This window comes from Streptomyces sp. NPDC032721 (assembly GCF_055579625.1).
Genome location: NZ_JBVIMX010000023.1, coordinates 64,628 through 83,607 on the forward strand (window position 1 = coordinate 64,628; position 18,980 = coordinate 83,607).

Annotated in this window: 13 protein-coding genes; 11 read left to right on the forward strand and 2 right to left on the reverse strand. The window is 71.2% G+C overall.

Annotated features, from left to right (window positions below; all coding sequences use genetic code 11):
- The first annotated feature begins 443 nt into the window (after window positions 1-443).
- Together ACZ5PB_RS36005 and ACZ5PB_RS36010 are read left to right on the forward strand one after the other, a co-directional pair.
- Window positions 444-2,159, forward strand: coding sequence for an MFS transporter (locus tag ACZ5PB_RS36005; protein WP_468697142.1), 1,716 nt, complete (start codon window positions 444-446; stop codon window positions 2,157-2,159).
- 106 nt (window positions 2,160-2,265) lie between these two features.
- Complete coding sequence (locus tag ACZ5PB_RS36010) at window positions 2,266-3,459, forward strand: acyl-CoA dehydrogenase family protein (protein WP_468697143.1); 1,194 nt, start codon at window positions 2,266-2,268, stop codon at window positions 3,457-3,459.
- Between the two features lie 55 nt (window positions 3,460-3,514).
- On the opposite strand, the gene ACZ5PB_RS36015 is transcribed toward ACZ5PB_RS36010, so the two are convergent.
- Entirely contained in the window at window positions 3,515-3,955 is a 441-nt protein-coding gene (locus ACZ5PB_RS36015) for a cell division protein SepF (RefSeq protein WP_468697144.1), read from the reverse strand.
- A gap of 290 nt (window positions 3,956-4,245) precedes the next feature.
- On the opposite strand from ACZ5PB_RS36015, the gene ACZ5PB_RS36020 reads away from it, so the two are divergent.
- The 9 genes from ACZ5PB_RS36020 to ACZ5PB_RS36060 all read left to right on the forward strand — a co-directional run bounded on the left by ACZ5PB_RS36020 (window position 4,246) and on the right by ACZ5PB_RS36060 (window position 15,924).
- The gene (locus ACZ5PB_RS36020; RefSeq protein ID WP_468697147.1) at window positions 4,246-5,553 is read left to right on the forward strand and encodes a DUF5685 family protein; all 1,308 of its coding nucleotides are present in this window, start codon (window positions 4,246-4,248) and stop codon (window positions 5,551-5,553) included.
- Between the two features lie 55 nt (window positions 5,554-5,608).
- Entirely contained in the window at window positions 5,609-6,418 is an 810-nt protein-coding gene (locus ACZ5PB_RS36025) for a DUF1684 domain-containing protein (RefSeq protein WP_468697149.1), read from the forward strand.
- A gap of 262 nt (window positions 6,419-6,680) precedes the next feature.
- A complete protein-coding gene (locus ACZ5PB_RS36030; RefSeq protein ID WP_468697150.1) occupies window positions 6,681-7,592 on the forward strand; it encodes a S1 family peptidase in 912 nt (303 codons plus the stop codon).
- A gap of 176 nt (window positions 7,593-7,768) precedes the next feature.
- On the forward strand, window positions 7,769-8,716 hold the full coding sequence (locus ACZ5PB_RS36035; protein WP_468697239.1) for a slipin family protein: 948 nt from the start codon (window positions 7,769-7,771) through the stop codon (window positions 8,714-8,716).
- 234 nt (window positions 8,717-8,950) lie between these two features.
- Entirely contained in the window at window positions 8,951-10,039 is a 1,089-nt protein-coding gene (locus ACZ5PB_RS36040; RefSeq protein ID WP_468697152.1) for a S1 family peptidase, read from the forward strand.
- Window positions 10,040-10,458: 419 nt separating this feature from the next.
- Window positions 10,459-11,415 (forward strand): ABC transporter permease, encoded by a 957-nt coding sequence (locus tag ACZ5PB_RS36045; protein WP_468697154.1) that lies wholly within the window; start codon window positions 10,459-10,461, stop codon window positions 11,413-11,415.
- Window positions 11,416-11,463: 48 nt separating this feature from the next.
- Window positions 11,464-13,236, forward strand: coding sequence for an ABC transporter substrate-binding protein (locus tag ACZ5PB_RS36050; protein ID WP_468697156.1), 1,773 nt, complete (start codon window positions 11,464-11,466; stop codon window positions 13,234-13,236).
- A 46-nt stretch (window positions 13,237-13,282) separates the two neighbouring features.
- On the forward strand, window positions 13,283-14,275 hold the full coding sequence (locus tag ACZ5PB_RS36055; protein WP_468697157.1) for an ABC transporter permease: 993 nt from the start codon (window positions 13,283-13,285) through the stop codon (window positions 14,273-14,275).
- Window positions 14,272-15,924 (forward strand): dipeptide ABC transporter ATP-binding protein, encoded by a 1,653-nt coding sequence (locus ACZ5PB_RS36060; RefSeq protein WP_468697158.1) that lies wholly within the window; start codon window positions 14,272-14,274, stop codon window positions 15,922-15,924. The genes ACZ5PB_RS36055 and ACZ5PB_RS36060 overlap by 4 nt, the downstream gene beginning before the upstream one ends.
- Window positions 15,925-16,119: 195 nt before the next feature.
- On the opposite strand, the gene ACZ5PB_RS36065 is transcribed toward ACZ5PB_RS36060, so the two are convergent.
- A complete protein-coding gene (locus tag ACZ5PB_RS36065; protein ID WP_468697159.1) occupies window positions 16,120-18,876 on the reverse strand; it encodes a M4 family metallopeptidase in 2,757 nt (918 codons plus the stop codon).
- Between the last annotated feature and the right edge of the window lie 104 nt (window positions 18,877-18,980).

The following is an 18,980-nucleotide window of genomic DNA, read 5'->3' on the forward strand; positions in this document are numbered from 1 at the left end:
GTGGAGTGTGTCTCATCACGCTGTTTATTCCCGGCTGTTTGGGAAATGCCGGGGACCCGGTGCCCTATTCAATGCGATCAACGCCCGCAACTCATCTTGATTCCCGCCGCATTTCATTGACCGGGTCGAAGGGCGGAATTGTTCTCTCCGCAACCTGCCCGCGGCGACCGGCCCGCCCGCCCCGTCCGGCCGCCCCCGGTGACCGGCCGGTCACCCCGTGGAACCGCGGTGGAACCGCGCACGCCACGCCGAGCGTGGTGAAGCGTGGTGCACGCCACACCGGCACGGGGTAATCGGTGAGAGATGGGCCACGCACCCCGGGGGTGAACTCGCGTACGCTGACGGCTCACTCGCCCGTCGATGCCGGGCCCACCAGGACGTATCAAACGCGTACGTGTCCGAGGGCCTGCCGAGCGCGAGCGTTTCACTGGGAGGTTACGTACATGGCAGGGACAGCCACGGCCGGCACTGAGTCGACTGCGGGAGGTCCTTGGCGACGGCTCCTGTCGGGTCGCGGAGCGAACCGATGGGTCGTCCTGGCGCTGCTCTGCGCCAGCCTCACCCTGGTCGCCCTCGACTCGACGATCCTGCACATCGCGGTGCCCTCGGTCACCGAGGACCTGCGTCCCGGCTCCGTGGAGCTGCTCTGGATCGTCGACTCGTACCCCCTCATCTGTGCGTCGCTGCTGATCCTCTTCGGCACGCTCGGTGACCGGGTCGGCCGCCGCCGGATCCTGCTGCTCGGTTACGCGCTGTTCGGCATCGCCTCCGCGATGGCCGCGCTCGCCGACACCCCGCAGCTCCTGATCGCCGCCCGCGCCCTGCTCGGCATCGGCGGCGCGATGATCATGCCCGCGACGCTCTCGATCCTCCGTGCGGTCTTCCCCGACCGGCGCGAGCGCTCGATGGCGATCGGCATCTGGTCGGCGGTCACCGGCATCGGCGCCGCCGCCGGGCCCGTGGTCGGCGGCTTCCTGGTCGAGCACTACTGGTGGGGCTCGGTCTTCCTGATCAACATCCCGCTGATGATCGTGATCCTCCCGCTCGGCCGTCTGCTGCTGCCCGAATCGCGCGGCAACGGCCAGGGCCCGTGGGACGTCGTCGGCGCGCTGATGGCCTCCGCCGGTGTCCTGGGCGTCGTGTACGGGGTCAAGCGCGCGGGCAGCGGCGACCCCACCCTCTCCGCCCTCACGCTGGGGCCGCTGCTGGCGGGCGCGGTCCTGCTGGTGTTCTTCGTGCGCAGACAGCGGCGCAGGGAGCATCCGCTGATCGACATGAAGCTGTTCTCCCGGGTCGCCTTCACCACTTCGGTGGGCTGCATCGTGCTGGGCATGCTCGCGCTGGTCGGCCTAGAGCTGATCGCGGTGCAGTACCTCCAGCTGGTGCTCGACCTCAGCCCGCTGGAAACCGGCATGCGGCTGCTGCCGCTGACCTTCGCCGCGATGGTGGCGGGCGCGCTCGGTTCGTACGTGCTGCAACGGGTCGGCCCGCGCGCCATGGTCGCCTTCGGCTTCACGCTGACCGCGGCCTCCGTCACGCTGCTGACGATGATGGGCCAGGAGGACAACCCCGGGCTGCTCGCCTTCGGCTTCGTCCTGCTCGGCTTCGGCCTCCAGGCCACCCTCTTCGGCAGTTACGAGTCGATGCTCAGCGAGGCCCCGGCGGACGCGGCCGGCGGCGCGGCGGCGATCGGCGAGACCGCGTACCAGCTCGGCGCGGGCATGGGCATCGCGCTGCTCGGCAGCGTGATGAACGCCGCGTACGGCCCCGGTCTGAAGAACATCGAGGGCGTCGCCAAGAAGCACAGCGCCGAGGCCGCCAACTCGCTCGGCGAGGCCTACGAGGTCGCCAAGGAGCTCGGCGGAGCGGCGGGCGCGGCCCTGCGCTCGGCCGCCCGCGTCGCCTTCGTGCACGGATTGCACGTGACACTGCTGACCAGTGCCGGACTGCTGCTGATCGGCGCCGTCGCCGCGCTCAGGCTGCCGAAGAGCATGGACCCGGTGGCGGCGGGGGACGCGGACGGCGGCGACGACGGCGACGTGAAGCAGGACGGCGACGACGTGAAGAAGGACGGGGACGACGCCGGGAAGAAGGCGGACCTCGGCAAGCTCCCGCCCGCGCGGCGCGAGCCCGCCGAGGCGACGGCGGGCCTGGACTGACGGGTCGGCGGCCCGTAACGTCGGCCGGGAGCCTTAACTACCACTGCTAGTTAAGGCGGAGCACCACATCCCGAGCCGTCATTCCGAGAGCCGCCGGAGGGCCCGCATGTCCGCACGTCCCGCGAAGCTACCGCCGTTCGACCCCGCCGACCCGCTCGGTATCGACGACCTGCTCGGCCCCGAGGACCTCGCGATCCGCGACACCGTCCGCGACTGGGCCGCCGACCGCGTCCTGCCGCACATCGCCGACTGGTACGAGCGCGGCGAACTGCCCGGCATCCGCGAACTGGCCCGCGAACTCGGCTCCATCGGCGCGCTCGGCATGTCCCTGACCGGCTACGGCTGCGCGGGCGCCACCGCCGTCCAGTACGGCCTGGCCTGCCTGGAGCTGGAGGCCGCCGACTCCGGCATCCGCTCCCTGGTCTCCGTACAGGGCTCGCTCGCCATGTACGCGATCCACCGCTTCGGCTCCGAGGAGCAGAAGCAGCGCTGGCTGCCGGGCATGGCCGCGGGCGAGATCATCGGCTGCTTCGGCCTCACCGAGCCCGACCACGGCTCGGACCCGGCCGGAATGCGTACGCACGCCAAGAAGGACGGCACCGACTGGGTGCTCACCGGCCGCAAGATGTGGATCACCAACGGCTCGGTCGCCGGGGTCGCCGTCGTCTGGGCCCAGACCGACGAGGGCATCCGGGGCTTCGTCGTCCCCACCGACGCCCCCGGGTTCTCCGCCCCGGAGATCCACCACAAGTGGTCGCTGCGCGCCTCGGTCACCAGCGAACTGGTCATGGACGAGGTGCGGCTGCCCGCCGACGCCGTACTCCCGGACGTGGTGGGACTGAAGGGGCCGCTGAGCTGCCTGAGCCACGCGCGGTACGGGATCGTCTGGGGCTCCATGGGAGCGGCGCGCGCCAGCTTCGAGGCGGCGGTCGACTACGCGAAGACGCGCGAACAGTTCGGGAAGCCCATCGGCGGCTTCCAGCTCACCCAGGCCAAGCTGGCCGACATGGCCGTCGAACTCCACAAGGGCATCCTGCTCGCCCACCACCTCGGACTGCGCATGGACGCCGGGAAGCTGCGCCCCGAGCAGGTCAGCTTCGGCAAGCTCAACAACGTCCGCGAGGCGATCGAGATCTGCCGCACCAGCCGGACGATCCTCGGCGCCAACGGCATCTCGCTGGAGTACCCCGTGATGCGGCACGCCACCAATCTGGAGTCGGTGCTCACCTACGAGGGCACCGTGGAAATGCACCAGCTGGTGCTGGGCAAGGCGCTCACCGGACTCGACGCGTTCCGGTAGAACCCCTCCCGTCCTGCGACGAGTGGCCCGGCCCGGGGGCCGGTGAGCGCCCTGCTCAGCTCTGGTTGAAGAAGCCGCCGGTCTGACGGCCGGCGGCCTCGCCGTTCACGATGCTCGTGTCGGCGGGGGTCAGCAGGAAGACCCGGGTGGCCACGCGCTCGATGGAGCCGCGCAGGCCGAAGGTCAGGCCGGCCGCGAAGTCGACGACGCGCTTGGCGTCCCCGGGCTCCATGGCCGTCAGGTTCACGATCACCGGGACACCGTCCCGGAACAGCTCGCCGATGCCGCGTGCGTCGCGGAAGCCGTCCGGGGTGACGGTCGCGATGCGGCGGCCCGTGTCCTCGGCCTTCTCGGAGACGACACGGACCCGGGGGTCCGTGACCCAGGGCTCGGGTGTCTCGTTGTTCCCCTCGGCGTACTCGTCGTCGTAGTAGCGGTCGTCGTCGTTGTCCTCGACGAGTCCGAGCCAGGCACTCGCCTTGCGCACCGATCCCATGAACGCCTCCTTTCACCGCGGTCTGCTTGTGTTCCGCTCCCCCTATGGTCGTCCATCATGCGGATTGCGCGCCAAGTGGATAGTCGGCGCGCAGGGGTTTCGTGACGGTACTGGTGCAGAAGTTGTGGCGATTTCCCCGGGTTCTCTCGTTGCGGAGGCCGCCGGGCGAGTGTAAATCGCACCAACGGGCCAGATGGGTGAGCGGGGGGACGGACGGGTGAACATACGCCGTCTGTACGATGCCTGACGGACTGTTCAGTGAGCGAGGCATCGCAGTACGGGGGGCTCAATTGTTCGGCATCGTCAGACCCTGCTCGCACCGGCTGGGAGAGGGCCTCAAAACGGAGTGGATGGCCCATCTCTGCGGACTGTGCCTGGCACTTCGCAAGGACCACGGCCAGTTCTCACGCATCGTCACCAACTACGACGGCCTGATCGCCTCGGTTCTGACGGAGGCTCAGTCCGAGCGCTCCACGGACTGGCGGCGCACGGCGGGGCCCTGTCCGCTGCGGGCGATGCGTACCGCGCCCGTCGCACAGGGCGAGGGTGCCAGGCTCGCCGCCGCGGTCTCGCTGGTGCTGGCCTCGGCGAAGGTACGGGACCACGTGGCCGACCGGGACGGGCTGTTGGCCCGCCGCCCGGTCGCCCTGGCCGCCCGCAGGATCGCCAGGAGCTGGGACAGGGCCGGCGCCAGCACCGGTGCCTCGCTCGGCTTCGACACCTCGGTACTGGTGGACGCCGTCGACCGGCAGGGCGGCATCGAGGCCCTCGCGGGCATCGGCACCCCGGTGCTCTTCGTGACCGAACCCACCGAGACCGCCACCTCCGCCGCCTTCGCGCACACCGCCGTACTCGCGGGCAGGCCCGGCAACGCGGCCCCGCTCGCCGAGGCGGGCAGGCTCTTCGGGCGCCTCGCGCACCTGCTGGACGCCGTCGAGGACCAGGCGGCTGACGACGCGTCAGGCGCCTGGAACCCGCTGACCGCCACCGGCACCTCCCTCACCGAGGCGCGCAGGCTGTGCGACGACGCGGTGCACGGCGTGCGCCTGGCACTGCGGGACGCACAGTTCGTGGACGACAAGTTGGTGCACGTACTGCTCGCGCACGAGCTGCGGGAGTCGGTGAACCGGGTGTTCGGCACGACCGGCTGCGGGCACCACCACGAGGGCGGGGTGCAGGCCTCCTACGGGACGCCGCCGCCGGCCGGGGGCGGGCAGCAGCCCGGCCACCCGGGGCAGGGCGGGCCCTACATTTCCCACAACCCGTACGGCGGTGGCGGTTCGGGCAACCCGTACAGCGGCGGTTCGGGACAGGGCGTGCCGCCGGGCGGCGGCGGGTACGGCGGAGGCGGCGGTGGCGGCGGCCAGGGTGGCGGCGGTGGCGGCGGGTTCCTGGGCGGGCAGCCGACGCCGCCGGGGAAGAAGGAGCCGCGCGGCTTCTGGGCCGGGTGCGCGGTGGCGGTCGGGCTCTGCTGCACCTGCAAGGTGTGCTGTGCGAGCGAGTACGAGGGCGCCTGGTCGAGGAAGAAGCGCAAGGGCTGCTGCGACAAGTGCGACTGCGGCAACGGCGACTGCGGGTGCTGCGACTGCAGCTGCTGAGTCCGGGCCCGGCGGTTTCGGCCGATTGCCGGGGCCGTGTGGAAGGCTGGGGCGCATGACCAGCAGCAGCAACAGCAGTGGCACTGACCCGCGCGGCGACTGGGAGCGGTGGCACGCCCGCCGCGTGGAGACGGTGTCCTCGCCGTACGGACCGCTCTCCCTCTCCGGCACCCACTGGCTCGCCGACCACCCCGAAGGCCGCGTCGAGGTTGTGCCGGGGACCTGGCGGGAGGACGGCGCCGAGGTGGTGCTGACCGCCGCCGAGGCGGACGGGATCAGCGTCGACGGGCAGCCGTTCACCGGTGAGGTGCGGCTCGGCGCCGACCGGGGGCCGATCCCCGGCTCGCGGGTCGCGGCGGGGGAGCGGCGGCTCGTGCTGCTCAGCCGCGAGGGCCAGTGGGCGGTGCGCGACTTCGACCCGCAGTCCCCGGCGCGGCGCGCCTTCGCCGGCATCGAGGCGAACGCGTACGACCCGGCCTGGGTGCTGCCCGGCCGGTTCGTACCGTACGGGGAGAGCCGGACGATCCAGGTCGAGAACGCCGACGGGCGCTCGCGCGGCCTCGGTCTCGCCGGTTCGGTCGTCTTCGCGCACGACGGCGCCGAGCACTCGCTGCACGTCGCGGTCGAGGACGACGGTTCGCTGTGGGCGGTCTTCGCCGACGCGGACAGCGGGAAGACGAGCTACCGGTTCCGCTTCCTGCGGCCCGCCGCACCGGACGCCGACGGCAGGGTGAGCGTGGACTTCAACCGGGCGCTGCTGCCGCCGTGCGCCTTCGCCGACCACTTCATCTGCCCCTTCCCGCCGCCCGGCAACACGCTGCCGTTCGCGGTCCCGGCGGGCGAGCTCAACAAGCGGGAGAAGTAGCCGGGCCGGGGGGGCTGCGGGCGGGATGCGCGCACCCGTCCGCCCGCACCCCCGGGCTCCCGTACGCCCGCGCAAGGCTGAAACGCGCCCTTGCGCGGGCCCTGGGCGCGCCGAATACTCCCGAGACAGCGCTTGTCAGGAGCACAGCGAGCGGCCGACGACACCGTGCGGCAGCCCGTACGTACCCGACTGCGCCTCACGGGCCCCGGGACCGACCTGATTTCCGCACCGGGCCCCCGATTCCCCTCGGGAGGAACGACAAGTGAGGAACGAGCGCACCACCACACCCCGCAGCGGCACGGCGAGACGTGTCCGATTTTTGGCCGTGGCGGCAGGACTCGCCGCCACCGCCGCTCTCGCCGTACCGAACGCCCAGGCCCAACCGGCCGCCACCGTCTCCGCGTTGAGCGCCAGCCAGCTCGCCTCCGCCCAGGCCGCCGTCCTCGGCGCGGACGTGGCGGGCACCGCCTGGCACGTCGACCAGGCCACCTCGACCCTCGTCGTCACCGCTGACAGCACCGTCTCCGGCGCCGAGATCGCGCGGATCAAGGCAGCGGCGGGCGACCAGGCGCGCGGGCTGCGCGTCGAGCGCACCCCGGGCAAGTTCTCCAAGCTTCTGTCGGGCGGCGACGCCATCTACGCGCCCAGCTGGCGCTGCTCGCTCGGCTTCAACGTCCGCAAGGGCACCACGTACTACGCGCTGACCGCCGGACACTGCACCGACGGCAACCCTGCCTGGTTCACCAACTCCGCCCGTACGACGCGGATCGGCCCCACCACCGGGTCCAGCTTCCCGGTCAACGACTACGGCATCCTGCGCTACGACAACACCTCGATCGCCCACCCGGGCACCGTCGGCAGCGTCGACATCACCAGCGCCGCCAACGCCACCGTCGGGATGAGCGTCACCCGGCGCGGCTCCACGACCGGCACCCACAGCGGCACCGTCAACGGCCTGAACGCCACCGTCAACTACGGCAACGGCGACATCGTCTACGGCATGATCCGCACCAATGTGTGCGCCGAGCCCGGTGACAGCGGCGGCCCGCTGTACTCCGGCAGCCGCGCCATCGGTCTCACCTCGGGCGGCAGCGGCAACTGCCGGACCGGCGGAACGACCTTCTTCCAGCCCGTCACCGAGGCGTTGAGCGCGTACGGGGTCAGCATCTACTGATCCGGTCCGTTCCCGGGCCGGGTACGTGCCCGGCCCCCAGCACTGCGGCCAGCAGCGGGCAGGCCCCCTTCCGGACTCCTCCGGACGGGGGCCTGTTGACCGTCACCCCGCGGGGTTACCTTCTTCTTGGGACATGTCCGGAGGTAGTGGGAGTTCTGGGACTCCAGGGGGCCGTGATGGTCGAGGAGTTGTTGGCTGCGGGCGCGGCGGTTGCCGGTGCCGGCGTCGTGTACGTGATGGCGGCGGCCAGGGTGGTCAAGCAGTACGAGCGGGGGGTGGTGTTCCGGCTCGGAAGGCTCAGGGACTCGGTGCGGGGGCCGGGGTTCACGATGGTGCTGCCGCTCGTGGACCGGCTCGCCAAGGTGAACATGCAGATCGTGACGCTGCCCGTGCCGGCGCAGGACGGGATCACCCGGGACAACGTGACCGTACGGGTCGACGCCGTCATCTACTTCAAGGTCGTGGACGCGGCGGAGGCCCTGGTCCGGGTGGAGGACTACCGGTTCGCGGTCTCGCAGATGGCACAGACGTCGCTGCGCTCGATCATCGGCAAGAGCAACCTCGACGACCTGCTGTCCAACCGCGAACAGCTCAACCAGGGGCTGGAGCTGATGATCGACAGCCCGGCGGTCGGGTGGGGCGTGCAGATCGACCGGGTCGAGATCAAGGACGTCTCCCTGCCCGAGACGATGAAGCGCTCGATGGCCCGCCAGGCGGAGGCCGACCGGGAGCGGCGGGCCCGGATCATCAACGCGGACGCGGAGCTCCAGGCGTCCAAGAAGCTGGCCGAGGCGGCGGAAGTGATGTCGGAGCAGCCCGCGGCGCTCCAGCTGAGGCTGCTGCAGACGGTGGTGGCGGTGGCGGCGGAGAAGAACTCGACGCTGGTGCTGCCGTTCCCGGTGGAGCTGTTGAGGTTCCTGGAGAGGGCTGCTCCGGCAACCCCGGTGGCTCAGGCGGCTCCGGTGGCTCAGACGGCTCCGGCGGGGGCGGCCGGGGCGGGCACGGAGACGTCGCCGGAGGAGGTGCCGCCGGCGGCAGCGGCCGAGGCGGCGACCGCCGGCCTGCCGGAGCGGACCGGGCCGACGGAGGCGGCGGCAGCGCGTCCGCAGGGGGGCGGAGGGTGAGTATCGGACAGGCGTAGACCTTACTTTGGGGTGGGGGATTGTCGCCTTGGGTGTTCGCTCGTGCAATCACGTGGGGGCGAAGTGGGCATGTCAAGGGAAAGAGGGCGTGCGGTAGTTGTCGTGTGCGCGTCCTGAAGTCGACCTTGTGTGCTCCTGCTTGGGCTGGGAATAGTGGGGCCTCACCCGGGCCCACCCCCACATTTCCGGGCCCGGACCCCCCACAGGAGGTCACTTGTGAAGCACCGCCGCATACCCAAGCGCCGCGCGGCCGCAGCCGGAGCCGCAGTCGTCGCTCTGGTCGCCACGGGCATCACCTTCCAGACCGCTAACGCCAGCGAAGGCGGCGACCCCGCGCCCGCCCTGAAGACGCTGTCCGCGACGGGTGCCACTCAGCTCGCCTCGTCCCTGGCCAAGCAGCTCGGCGCCGACGCGGCCGGTTCGTACTTCGACGCGAAGGCGAAGTCCCTCGTCGTCAACGTCACCGACGAGGCGGCGGCCGAGACCGTCCGCGCGGCCGGCGGCCAGGCCAGAATCGTCCAGCACACCCTGGCCGAGCTGAAGTCCGCCCGCGCCACGCTCAAGGGCAAGGCCTCCATCCCGGGCACCTCCTGGGCGACCGACCCGGTCAGCAACAAGATCGTCGTGACGGCCGACCGCACGGTCAAGGGCGCGGCCCTCGCCAAGCTCACCCAGACGGTCAATGCGCTGGGCGGCAAGGCCCAGCTCAAGCAGTCGAAGGGGGAGTTCAAGCCCCTCGTCGCGGGCGGTGACGCCATCTACGGCGCGAGCGCCCGCTGCTCGCTGGGCTTCAACGTCACCAAGGGCGGCGAGCCGCACTTCCTGACGGCCGGCCACTGCACCGCGGACATCAAGAGCTGGTCCGACAAGCAGGGCGGCTCGGAGATCGGCACCACCGTCGACTCCAAGTTCCCGGGCAGCGACTACGGCCTGGTGAAGTACTCGGGCGACACCCCGCACCCCAGCGAGGTGAACCTCTACAACGGCAGCACCCAGGCCATCACCAAGGCGGGCGAGGCGACCGTCGGCCAGAAGGTGCAGCGCAGCGGCTCCACCACCCAGCTCCACGACGGTGAGGTCACCGGCCTCGACGCCACCGTGAACTACGGCAACGGCCAGGTCGTCAACGGGCTCATCCAGACCACGGTCTGCGCCGAGCCCGGCGACAGCGGCGGCGCGCTCTTCGCGGGCGACACCGCGTTGGGGCTGACGTCGGGCGGGAGTGGGGACTGCTCCTCGGGCGGGGAGACCTTCTTCCAGCCGGTGCCGGCCGCTCTGGCCGCTACGGGTACGGAGATCGGCTGATCCTTCGCTCGGCTGAGCGATGAGCCCCGGTCCACCGAGTGGTGGGCCGGGGCTCAGTGCTGTGCGGGCGGGTGGGTGGGTGGGTGGCTGGGGTTACTGCCGGGGGCGCTGCCCCCGGACCCCCGCTCCTCAATCGCCGGAGGGGCTTGATTGGTGCTGGGTTTGTGGTGGAGGTCTCACCGTTTCGCGGGACCTGCCGTCTCGCAGGGGGTGTTGCCCGTGTTTGTGTCGTAAAGGGTGTCAGGAAGATTGCGGGGCCGTGGCCCGGTGAAGCACCCCCGCAACACTCCCTTCGCAATCCGCGCACCTCGCCCATTTCCGATTTGCCGGGCGGGAATCCGCTTGTTGTGATGGCTGCCGACCCGCGACGGAGACCCCGACCCGCGGGCCCTTCACCGCACTTCAGGAGTACGGCACCCATGCCCGAAGCACGCACGCCACCGCCCCGTGGCCCGCTCGCCACCGCCGTTCGTGCCTTCCGGCGCGACCGCACCGGCATGGTCGCCCTCGGTGTGGTCGGCGCGTGTGTGCTGCTCGCCGTCTTCGCGCCGCTCCTCACCGCCTGGTACGGCAAGAACCCCACCGAGCACTACGGCCAGAACACTCCCGGTCTGCTCAGCGCCGAGGGCCTGCCGATGCTGCCCAACGGGGGCATCTCCGGGGAGTTCTGGTTCGGTCTCGAACCGGGGCTCGGGCGGGACGTGCTCGCCCAACTCCTGTACGGGATGCGCACGTCGCTCCTCGTCGCGGGGGCCTCCACCCTTGTCATCGCCGTACTCGGCATCGTCCTCGGTGTGACCGTCGGCTACCTCGGCGGGCTCGCCGACCGCGCCTTCACCTTCCTGTGCGACGTACTCCTCGCCTTTCCGACGCTGCTCCTGCTGCTGGCTCTCGGCCCGGTGATCCAGACCCGGTTCGTGGACCCCGGCGAGAACGAGCCCGTGTGGATGCAGTTCACGGTGCTCATCCTGGTGTTCGCCGCGTTCGGGTGGGTGCCGCTCGCCCTCGTGCTCCGTACGACCGTGAAGTCGCTGCGCGAGCGGGAGTTCGTCGAGGCGGCCCGGGCGCTGGGCGTCAGCCGTCGGCACCTCGTCCTCCGCGAGCTGCTGCCCAACGTCTGGGCCCCCGTCCTGGTGCACGTCAGCCTCGCCCTGCCCGCCGTCGTCACCGCCGAAGCCGCCCTGTCCTTCCTCGGCGTCGGCATCAGCGAACCCGTCCCCGACTGGGGCCGGATGATCTCGCGCGGCGCCGAGGTCTTCTACGACGACCCGACCTACATGGTCTTCCCCGGCGTGGCGATCCTCGTGTTCGTCCTCGCCTTCAACCTCTTCGGCGACGCGGTACGGGACGCACTCGACCCGCGCACCGCCCGCTGACCCCCTCCTTCCGAAGTTCAACCCCCTTGTCCAGTACCGGAGTTCGTCATGCCCAGAATCAGCGTCCGCACCGCAGCCGTCCCGGTCGCCGCCACCGTCGCCGCCCTGCTGCTCTGCTCCTGCTCGGCCGGAGCGGGCGCCGGTCAGCAGGCGAAGAGCGACGGCGCCGCGAAGAAGGAGTCCAAGCTCGCCGCCATCATCGGTACGGCGAAGGAGAGCGCGGGCCCCGCCCCCGAGGTCCCAGGCGCCCGCAAGGGCGGCACCCTCAAGGTCCTCAACGTCAACGACTACGCGCACCTCGACCCGCAGAAGATCTACAGCGGCGAGACGTACAACACCTCGCTCCTTTGGGGCCGTCAGCTCACCCAGTACCAGGTGGTCGACGGCAAGCCCAAGCTGGTCGGCGACCTCGCCACCGACCTCGGGAAGTCCTCCGACGGCGGGAAGACCTGGACCTTCACCCTGAAGGACGGCGTGGCCTGGGAGGACGGGCAGCCGATCACCTCGAAGCACGTGAAGTACGGCATCCAGCGCACCTTCGCCCCCGGCTTCGAGGCGGGCCCCTCCTACTGGCCCACCTGGCTCACCGGCACCACCAACCTCACCGAGGCCCGCAAGGTCTACGGCGGCCCCAAGGACGGCGACCTCAAGGCCATCGAGACCCCGGACGACAAGACGATCGTCTTCCGCTTCCCGCAGCCACAGGCCGACGTGTCCTTCATGGCCACCCAGTCCTCGTCCTCGCCGGTCCGCCCCGACAAGGACACCGGGTCCGGCTACGACATCAAGCCCTTCGCCTCGGGCCCGTACAAGATCACCGAACACAAGAAGAACCAGTCGCTGACCCTGGAGCGCAACCCGCACTGGAAGCCGGAGACCGACCCGATCCGCCACCAGTACGTCGACGGCTACGAGTTCGGCTTCGGCAAGAAGGCCGTCAACTCCGGCCAGGAGATCCTCTCCGGCAACGGCGACGGCGCACGCACCGCCTCCACCGACCGCGACGGCACCGCCCCCGAGCTCTTCAGCGCCATCGACCGCGACCCGAAGAAGAAGGAACTCCTGGTCGAGGGCCGCCGGGGCGCCTACACCGCGTCGCTGGCCATCAAGAACAGCCGGGTCACCGACCCCGAGGTCCGCAAGGCCATCCACTACCTCTTCCCCCGCGAACAGGCCCGCCAGGTGATGGGCGGCCCCCGGCTCGGCGAGATCGCCACCACCCTCTCCTCGCCCGCCGTCGCGGGCTGGGAGACGTACGACCACTACCCGGTCGCGCCGCAGGGCGACATCGCCAAGGCCAAGGAGCACCTCGCCAAGGCGAAGACGAAGGTCACCACGCTGACGTACGCCTACGAGACGAGCCCGGTGGGTGACCGCGTCGCCCAGGTGCTCGTCGAGGCGTTCGGCAAGGCCGGGATCACGCTGGTCACCAAGCCGATGAGCGACGCCGCCTTCACCGACCAGGTCTTCCGCGGACCGGCCCCGTACGACCTGTGGCTCCAGACGACGTCCGTGAACTGGCCGACCCTCTCCACGCTCCTCCCCGAGAGCTACCACGGGAAGCTCGACGCCCTGGAGAACTCCCTCCGCTACCAGAACCCGGAAGTCGACAAGGAGATCGACCGGGTGCGCACCCTCCCCGGCATCGAGGAGAAGACCAAGGCGCTCGTCGCCCTGGAGAAGACGGTCATGAAGGACGTCCCGGTCGTCCCCTTCCTCAACTCCGCCACCACCCAGGTGCACGGCAAGGACGTCGGCGGCGCGGCCATCCACCCCATCTACGGCACGGTCTCCCCGGCCTGGCTGTTCCTGAAGAAGTGAACTGCCCCGAAGAAGTGATCCGCGAGCTCTCCGGAGAGACGACTCCATGACCGGCTACGTCCTGCGGCGTGCCCTCCAGGCGGCGGCGGTGCTCCTCGTGATCACCGCCGTCACCTTCGGGCTCTTCCACGCAGCCCCCTCCGACCCCGCCCTCACCGCCTGCGGTCCGCAGTGCGACAGCGCCCAGGTCGCCGAACTCCGCATCTCGATGGGCCTCGACCAGCCGATCCTCGCCCAGTTCGCCGACTATCTGCGCGGGCTCTTCCTCGGCCGTACGATCCGAGACCTCGACGGCACCGCACTCGACTGCGCGGCGCCGTGCCTCGGATACTCGTACGTACTCCAGCAGCCGGTCCTCGAAGCGGTGCTGGAGCGCCTCCCGGCCACCCTGTCGCTGGCCGCCGGAGCGCTCGTGGTGATCGTCGTCCTCGGCATCGGCGTCGGCTTCACGGCCGCACTGCGCCGGGGCACCGCCACCGACCGCCTCCTGTCCATCTTCACGCTGGTCGGCGCGAGCGTGCAGATCTACTTCCTGGGCTACCTGCTCCAGTACCTCCTCGTCCACTCCACCGGGCTCCTCCCCGTCCCCGGCTACACCCCCCTCGGCGAGGACCCGGCCGCCTGGCTCGCCGGACTCCTGCTGCCCTGGCTGGTGCTGGGCTTCGTCAACGCGGCCGTCTTCGCCCGCCTCTCCCGCTCCCAGCTCCTGGAGACCATGCACGAGGGGTACGTGAGGACCGCGCGCGCCAAGGGGATGAGCGCGGTCCGCGCCCATCTGAAGTACACGGCGCGGGGCGCGTCCGGGCCGCTGGTGCAGCTCCTCGGCCTGGAGGTGGGGGCCCTGTTCGGCGGGGCCTTCATCACCGAGACGGTCTTCGGGATCAGCGGGGTGGGCCGGCTGGCCGTCGACTCCGTCCTCCAGAACGACCTGCCGACCGTCGTCGGCACCGTCCTGCTCGCCGCGTTCTCCGTGGTGGTGTTCGTCGCCGTCGCCGACCTGGTGGTGGCCCGTCTCGACCCGAGGGTGAGGCTCGCATGACCGCCGTACTGGCCGCGCGTGAACTGTCCGTCGCCTTCACCGGCAGGCAGGGCGAGGTGACCGCCGTCGACGGCGTCTCCTTCGACCTGGCGGCGGGTGAAGTGCTGGGCCTGGTCGGGGAGTCGGGCTCCGGCAAGTCGACGATCGGACTGGCCGCGCTGGGCCTGCACGATCCGGTGAGGACCCGGATCTCGGGAAGCCTGCGCGTCTGCGGCACGGAGGTCGTCGGCGCGCCCGAACCCCGCCTGCGCCCACTGCGCGGCGGCCGCATCACGATGGTCTTCCAGGACGCCCTGGCCGCGCTGTCGCCGTTCCACGCGGTGGGGGAGCAGGTCGCGGAGGCCTACCGGCTGCACCACCCCGCGGCCTCCCGCGCCGAGGCACGCGAACGGGCGGCGGCGATGCTGGAGCGGGTCGGCATCCCGGCCGCCCGCACCCGGGACCACCCCCACCTCTTCTCGGGCGGGATGCGGCAGCGCGTGATGATCGCCATGGCGCTGGTGAACGACCCGGCCGTGGTCGTCGCCGACGAGCCGACGACCGCGCTCGACGTGCGGGTGCAGCGCCAAGTGCTGGACGTACTAGGTGACTTGGTGGACGGAAGCGAGACCGCCGTGCTGCTGGTGACGCACGACGTCGGCGTCGTGGCCGAGCGGGCCGACCGGATGCTGGTCATGCGGGGTGGCCGGCTCCTTGAGGAGGGGCCGACGTCCAAGCTCCTCGTGGACGCGCGGCACCCGTACACGCGGGCGCTGATCGGTGCGGCTCCGACACTGGACACGGTGCCGGGTACGCGGCTGGCGACGGTGGACGAGCCGGCACCCGCGCCGGCGCGAGAGGTGCGCCCGGCCCCGAAGGGGGGTGCCGTGCTCGCCGACATCGCGGGGCTGAGGGTGGAATTCCGCTCCCCCCGGCGGCTCTTCGGGCGGCGGGCCGAACCCCGGGTCGCCGTCCGCGACGTCTCCCTCCAGGTCGCCGAGGGGGAGACGCTGGGGCTGGTGGGGGAGTCCGGTTCGGGGAAGTCGACCACGGCGCGTGTGCTGGCCGGGTTGCAGCGCCCCACCGCGGGGACCGTACGCGTCGCGGGCCGCGACATCTCGGGCGCCGCGACGGACACGGCACTGCGGCGCGAGCTGAGCCGCGACGTCCAGCTGGTCTTCCAGGACCCGTACGCCTCGCTGAACCCGCGCCGCACGGTCGAGCAGATCGTGACGACCCCGCTCGCCGTGCACACCTCGCTGAACGCCGCCGAACGCCGCGACCGGGCGGCGCGGCTGCTGACGCAGGTCGGGCTCACCCCTGATCAACTCCCGCGCTACCCACATGAGTTCAGCGGCGGTCAGCGGCAGCGGATCGGGATCGCGAGGGCGTTGGCGGTGCGGCCGAAACTGATCGTGGCGGACGAGCCGGTGTCGGCCCTGGACGTGTCCGTGCAGGCGCAGGTGCTGAACCTCCTGATGGACCTGCGCGACGAATTCGGCCTCTCGCTGCTCTTCGTCTCGCACGACCTGGCCGTCGTACGGCACTTCTGCGACCGGGTGGCGGTCATGCACCGGGGCGAGGTGGTGGAGAGCGGGACGCGGGAGGAGGTGTTCGAGGACCCACGGGCCGCGTACACGCGGGAGCTGCTGGCGGCGGCGAAGGGGTGAGTTCTGCGGGTGGGTGGGGGCGGGGGTTCAGGCCGCTGCGCGGGGCGATTCTCCCCTCCCCGCCCCTTCCCGAAAGCGCCGGCCGCGCGGCTGTCCCGGAGTGCGTGCGAGTGCGTCGTGGCTGGTCGCGCAGTTCCCCGCGCCCCTGGAAGCCAGCCCCCGTCGGTGACGGCAACGCCGTCACCGCTCAAGGTGTCAGCAGCGGCCCGCCGGGCGTTCCCGGGTGACCAGGTCCGTGTGGCCCGTGGTGCCGTCGCCCCAGACCACCTGGCGGCCCGTGTCCGCCGCCACGCCGTACTGCTCGCCGCGCGAGCACGACACGCGCTGCTGGTTCTTGCCGTCCGGGTCCGCCTGGACCAGCTTCGACAGGCTGGAGTTGACCAGGTCCTGTCCGGGCTTGAAGTACGTGTACGTGAGCGCCTCGTTCGTGGCGTCCAGGCTCCAGATGTACGCCCGCTCGTCCTGCTCCTCGATGAGGTCGGTCATGCCGGTGCCGTCCACGTTCGCCCGGCGCAGGATCTGCCGGCTGTCGTCCATGATGTTGTCGACCAGCCAGTACAGGTGCTTGCCGGTGAGCACCGGGTTGCCGATGCCGATGTAGCCGCCCTTGGCGGGGAGCAGCGTCTTCCTGCCGGTCTTCAGGTCGAGGATCTCGGTGGAGATCTCCGAGTAGCCCTCCGGGGTCGGGTAGACCTTGCCGTAGGCCAGCGTCGTGCCGTTGACGGTCGGGATCGCCGTGGTGATCGCGGGGTCGCCCCCGTCCGCGTGCTGCACCTTCGGGTCGTTGCCCCGCACCCACGCGACGCGCGGCCTGCGGTCCGCGCCCTCTTCCTGCCAGGTGATCACGTCACCGGAGACGTGCGCCGCGCCCGCGAGCGTGGGCAGCGTGCGTACCGTGCGGATCGGGCCGCCCCTGAGGGAACGGGAGAGGACCTCGGAGCCGTTCGCGCCGACGGCGACCCAGACGACGGTCGTGCCGTCGGTGTCCGGGTTGGTGTGGTACCGGCCGTCGTTGGGGCTGATCAGTTTGGGTGCGCCGCCCTTGCCGTCGGTGCGTCCGGCCCAGACCGAGTACGCCTCCTCGCCCTCGGCGTCGGACCGGGAGGCGGCCCACCAGCCGCCGCCCGCGCCGGGCACGGTGCCGCGGGTGTTGAGGTCGCCGAGGAGTCTGTCGGAGTCGACACCGATGGCCTGCTCCCAGCCGGGCACGATGCCGTGCGCGGTGAAGGCGCGGGTGACCTTCCTCAGCTTGTCGCCCTTGACGCCGAGGTCCTTCGCGGCGGCGAGCACCGCGGCGCGGGCCTCGGTGAAGCCGTCCAGCGGGGTGAGGTACTCGGTGAGCGCCTTGTAGACGATCCGGTCGGCCTGCTTGCCGCCGAGGTCCTCCCGGATGTCCCACAACGCCCCTGAGAAGATGGTGGAGTTGAGGTGGACGCCGCCCCGGTCCAGGCCGAAGGAGACGCCGAGGAAGTCCTTGGACGTGGTGCGCCCGTCGTTCAGGTCGCGCAGCGCGCAGTCGCGCGGCGACTTCGTACGGCACAGGTCCTCGCCGATCAGACCGGCGTCGGGCGACTTCTCGTTGCCCGTGACGGTGACGTCGACGGCATTGCCGAAGTAGTCGGCGACGGCCTCGTTGAGGGCGCCGGACTGGCCGGTGTAGACGAGGCCCGCGGTGTGCTGGACGACGCCGTGCGTCATCTCGTGACCGACGACGTCCAGGTCGGCGGCGAGGCTCTTGAACTCCTCGTCGCCGCTGCCGTAGACCATCTTGTCGCCGTCCCAGAAGGCGTTGACGTACGGGGACCCGTACTCCGTCACGCCGACGAGGGAGTTGAGGGCCATGCCGCGTCCGTCGAGGCTGTCGCGGCCGTGCTTCTTCTTGTAGTAGTCGTAGACCTGACCGGCCGCCCAGTGCGCGTCGATCGCGCCGCTTCCGGTGGCCTTGGCGTCGAACGTCTTCGAGGGGGAGGAGACCTCCTTGATGCCCCCGGGCCACTTGCCGGACGCCTCGCCGACGTCGACGCCCGTGGCGTCCCAGGTGGTGATCGGGTTCTTGCTGGTCCTCCGGGTGCGGGTGCGGTCGATCAGCAGGTACGCGCCGTCCCGCTTCTCGACCTCCAGCTTCACCTTGGCGCCATCGAGCTTGACGCCCTTGCCGGTGACGCCGGGCTGCGGGGCCTTGCCCGCCGCGGCACCCGCCGCGCCCTCGCCCGGCTCCTTGACGTGCTGGATGCCCGAGTACGACAGCACGGGGAAGCCGGCCCGGGCGTCGACGTACACCTCCTGCTTGACCGGCTTCTTGGCGACCGGGTCGAAGCCGGAGACGGTGAGGTGGTGGGTGAGGACGCCCTTGCCCTGCGGGAGCACGACGAGGCCGTGCGAGGTGGCCTCCAGCCGGGGGGCGCCGTTCTTGCCGGGCAGCCGGAGCTTGCCGTCGGCGAGTTCCGTGCGTACGGACGCCAGGGCCCGCTCGCTCGCGGTCGCGGCCGGTACGGTCGCCTTCGCGTCGACGTCGAGGCCGGTGAAGTACTTGCCGGAGGTGCCGGTGACGAGGCGCTCGCCGCCCTGGCTCTTCATCCGCACCAGGTACTGGCCGCCGAGGACCTTCACCCCGTGATGCTTCTGCTGGAAGCGGACCGTCTCGGCGTCGCCGTCGCGGACGGTGGCGGCCGGGGTGAGGTCGCGGGCCGGGTCGGCGATGGCGTAGCGGCTCTTCTTCGCCGCGAGGTGGTCCCGGGCCGCGTCGGCGGGGCCGGCGGTGGCCGCCGCGGGCTCCGCGATGCCGTCCACCAGGGACGGGGTGGCCGTGCCCTCGCCGGGGACGACGTCCGAGGCGGGTGCGGGCGGGGCCGCGGCGGTGGCGCTCGCGGGGAGCACTCCGGCCAGGAGGGCCGCCGCGCCGAGCAGCGCGGCGACCCCGGATATCCGGGTGAGGGGTCTGGATCTGTTCACGGTGTTCTGTTCCCAACTTCCCTGGTCGCTTGCGCTGTTCATCGTTCATGCAAGGTGTTGCAGGAGTGTTGATCAAGGAATAAGCCGTGTCCAGATGCGGGGAT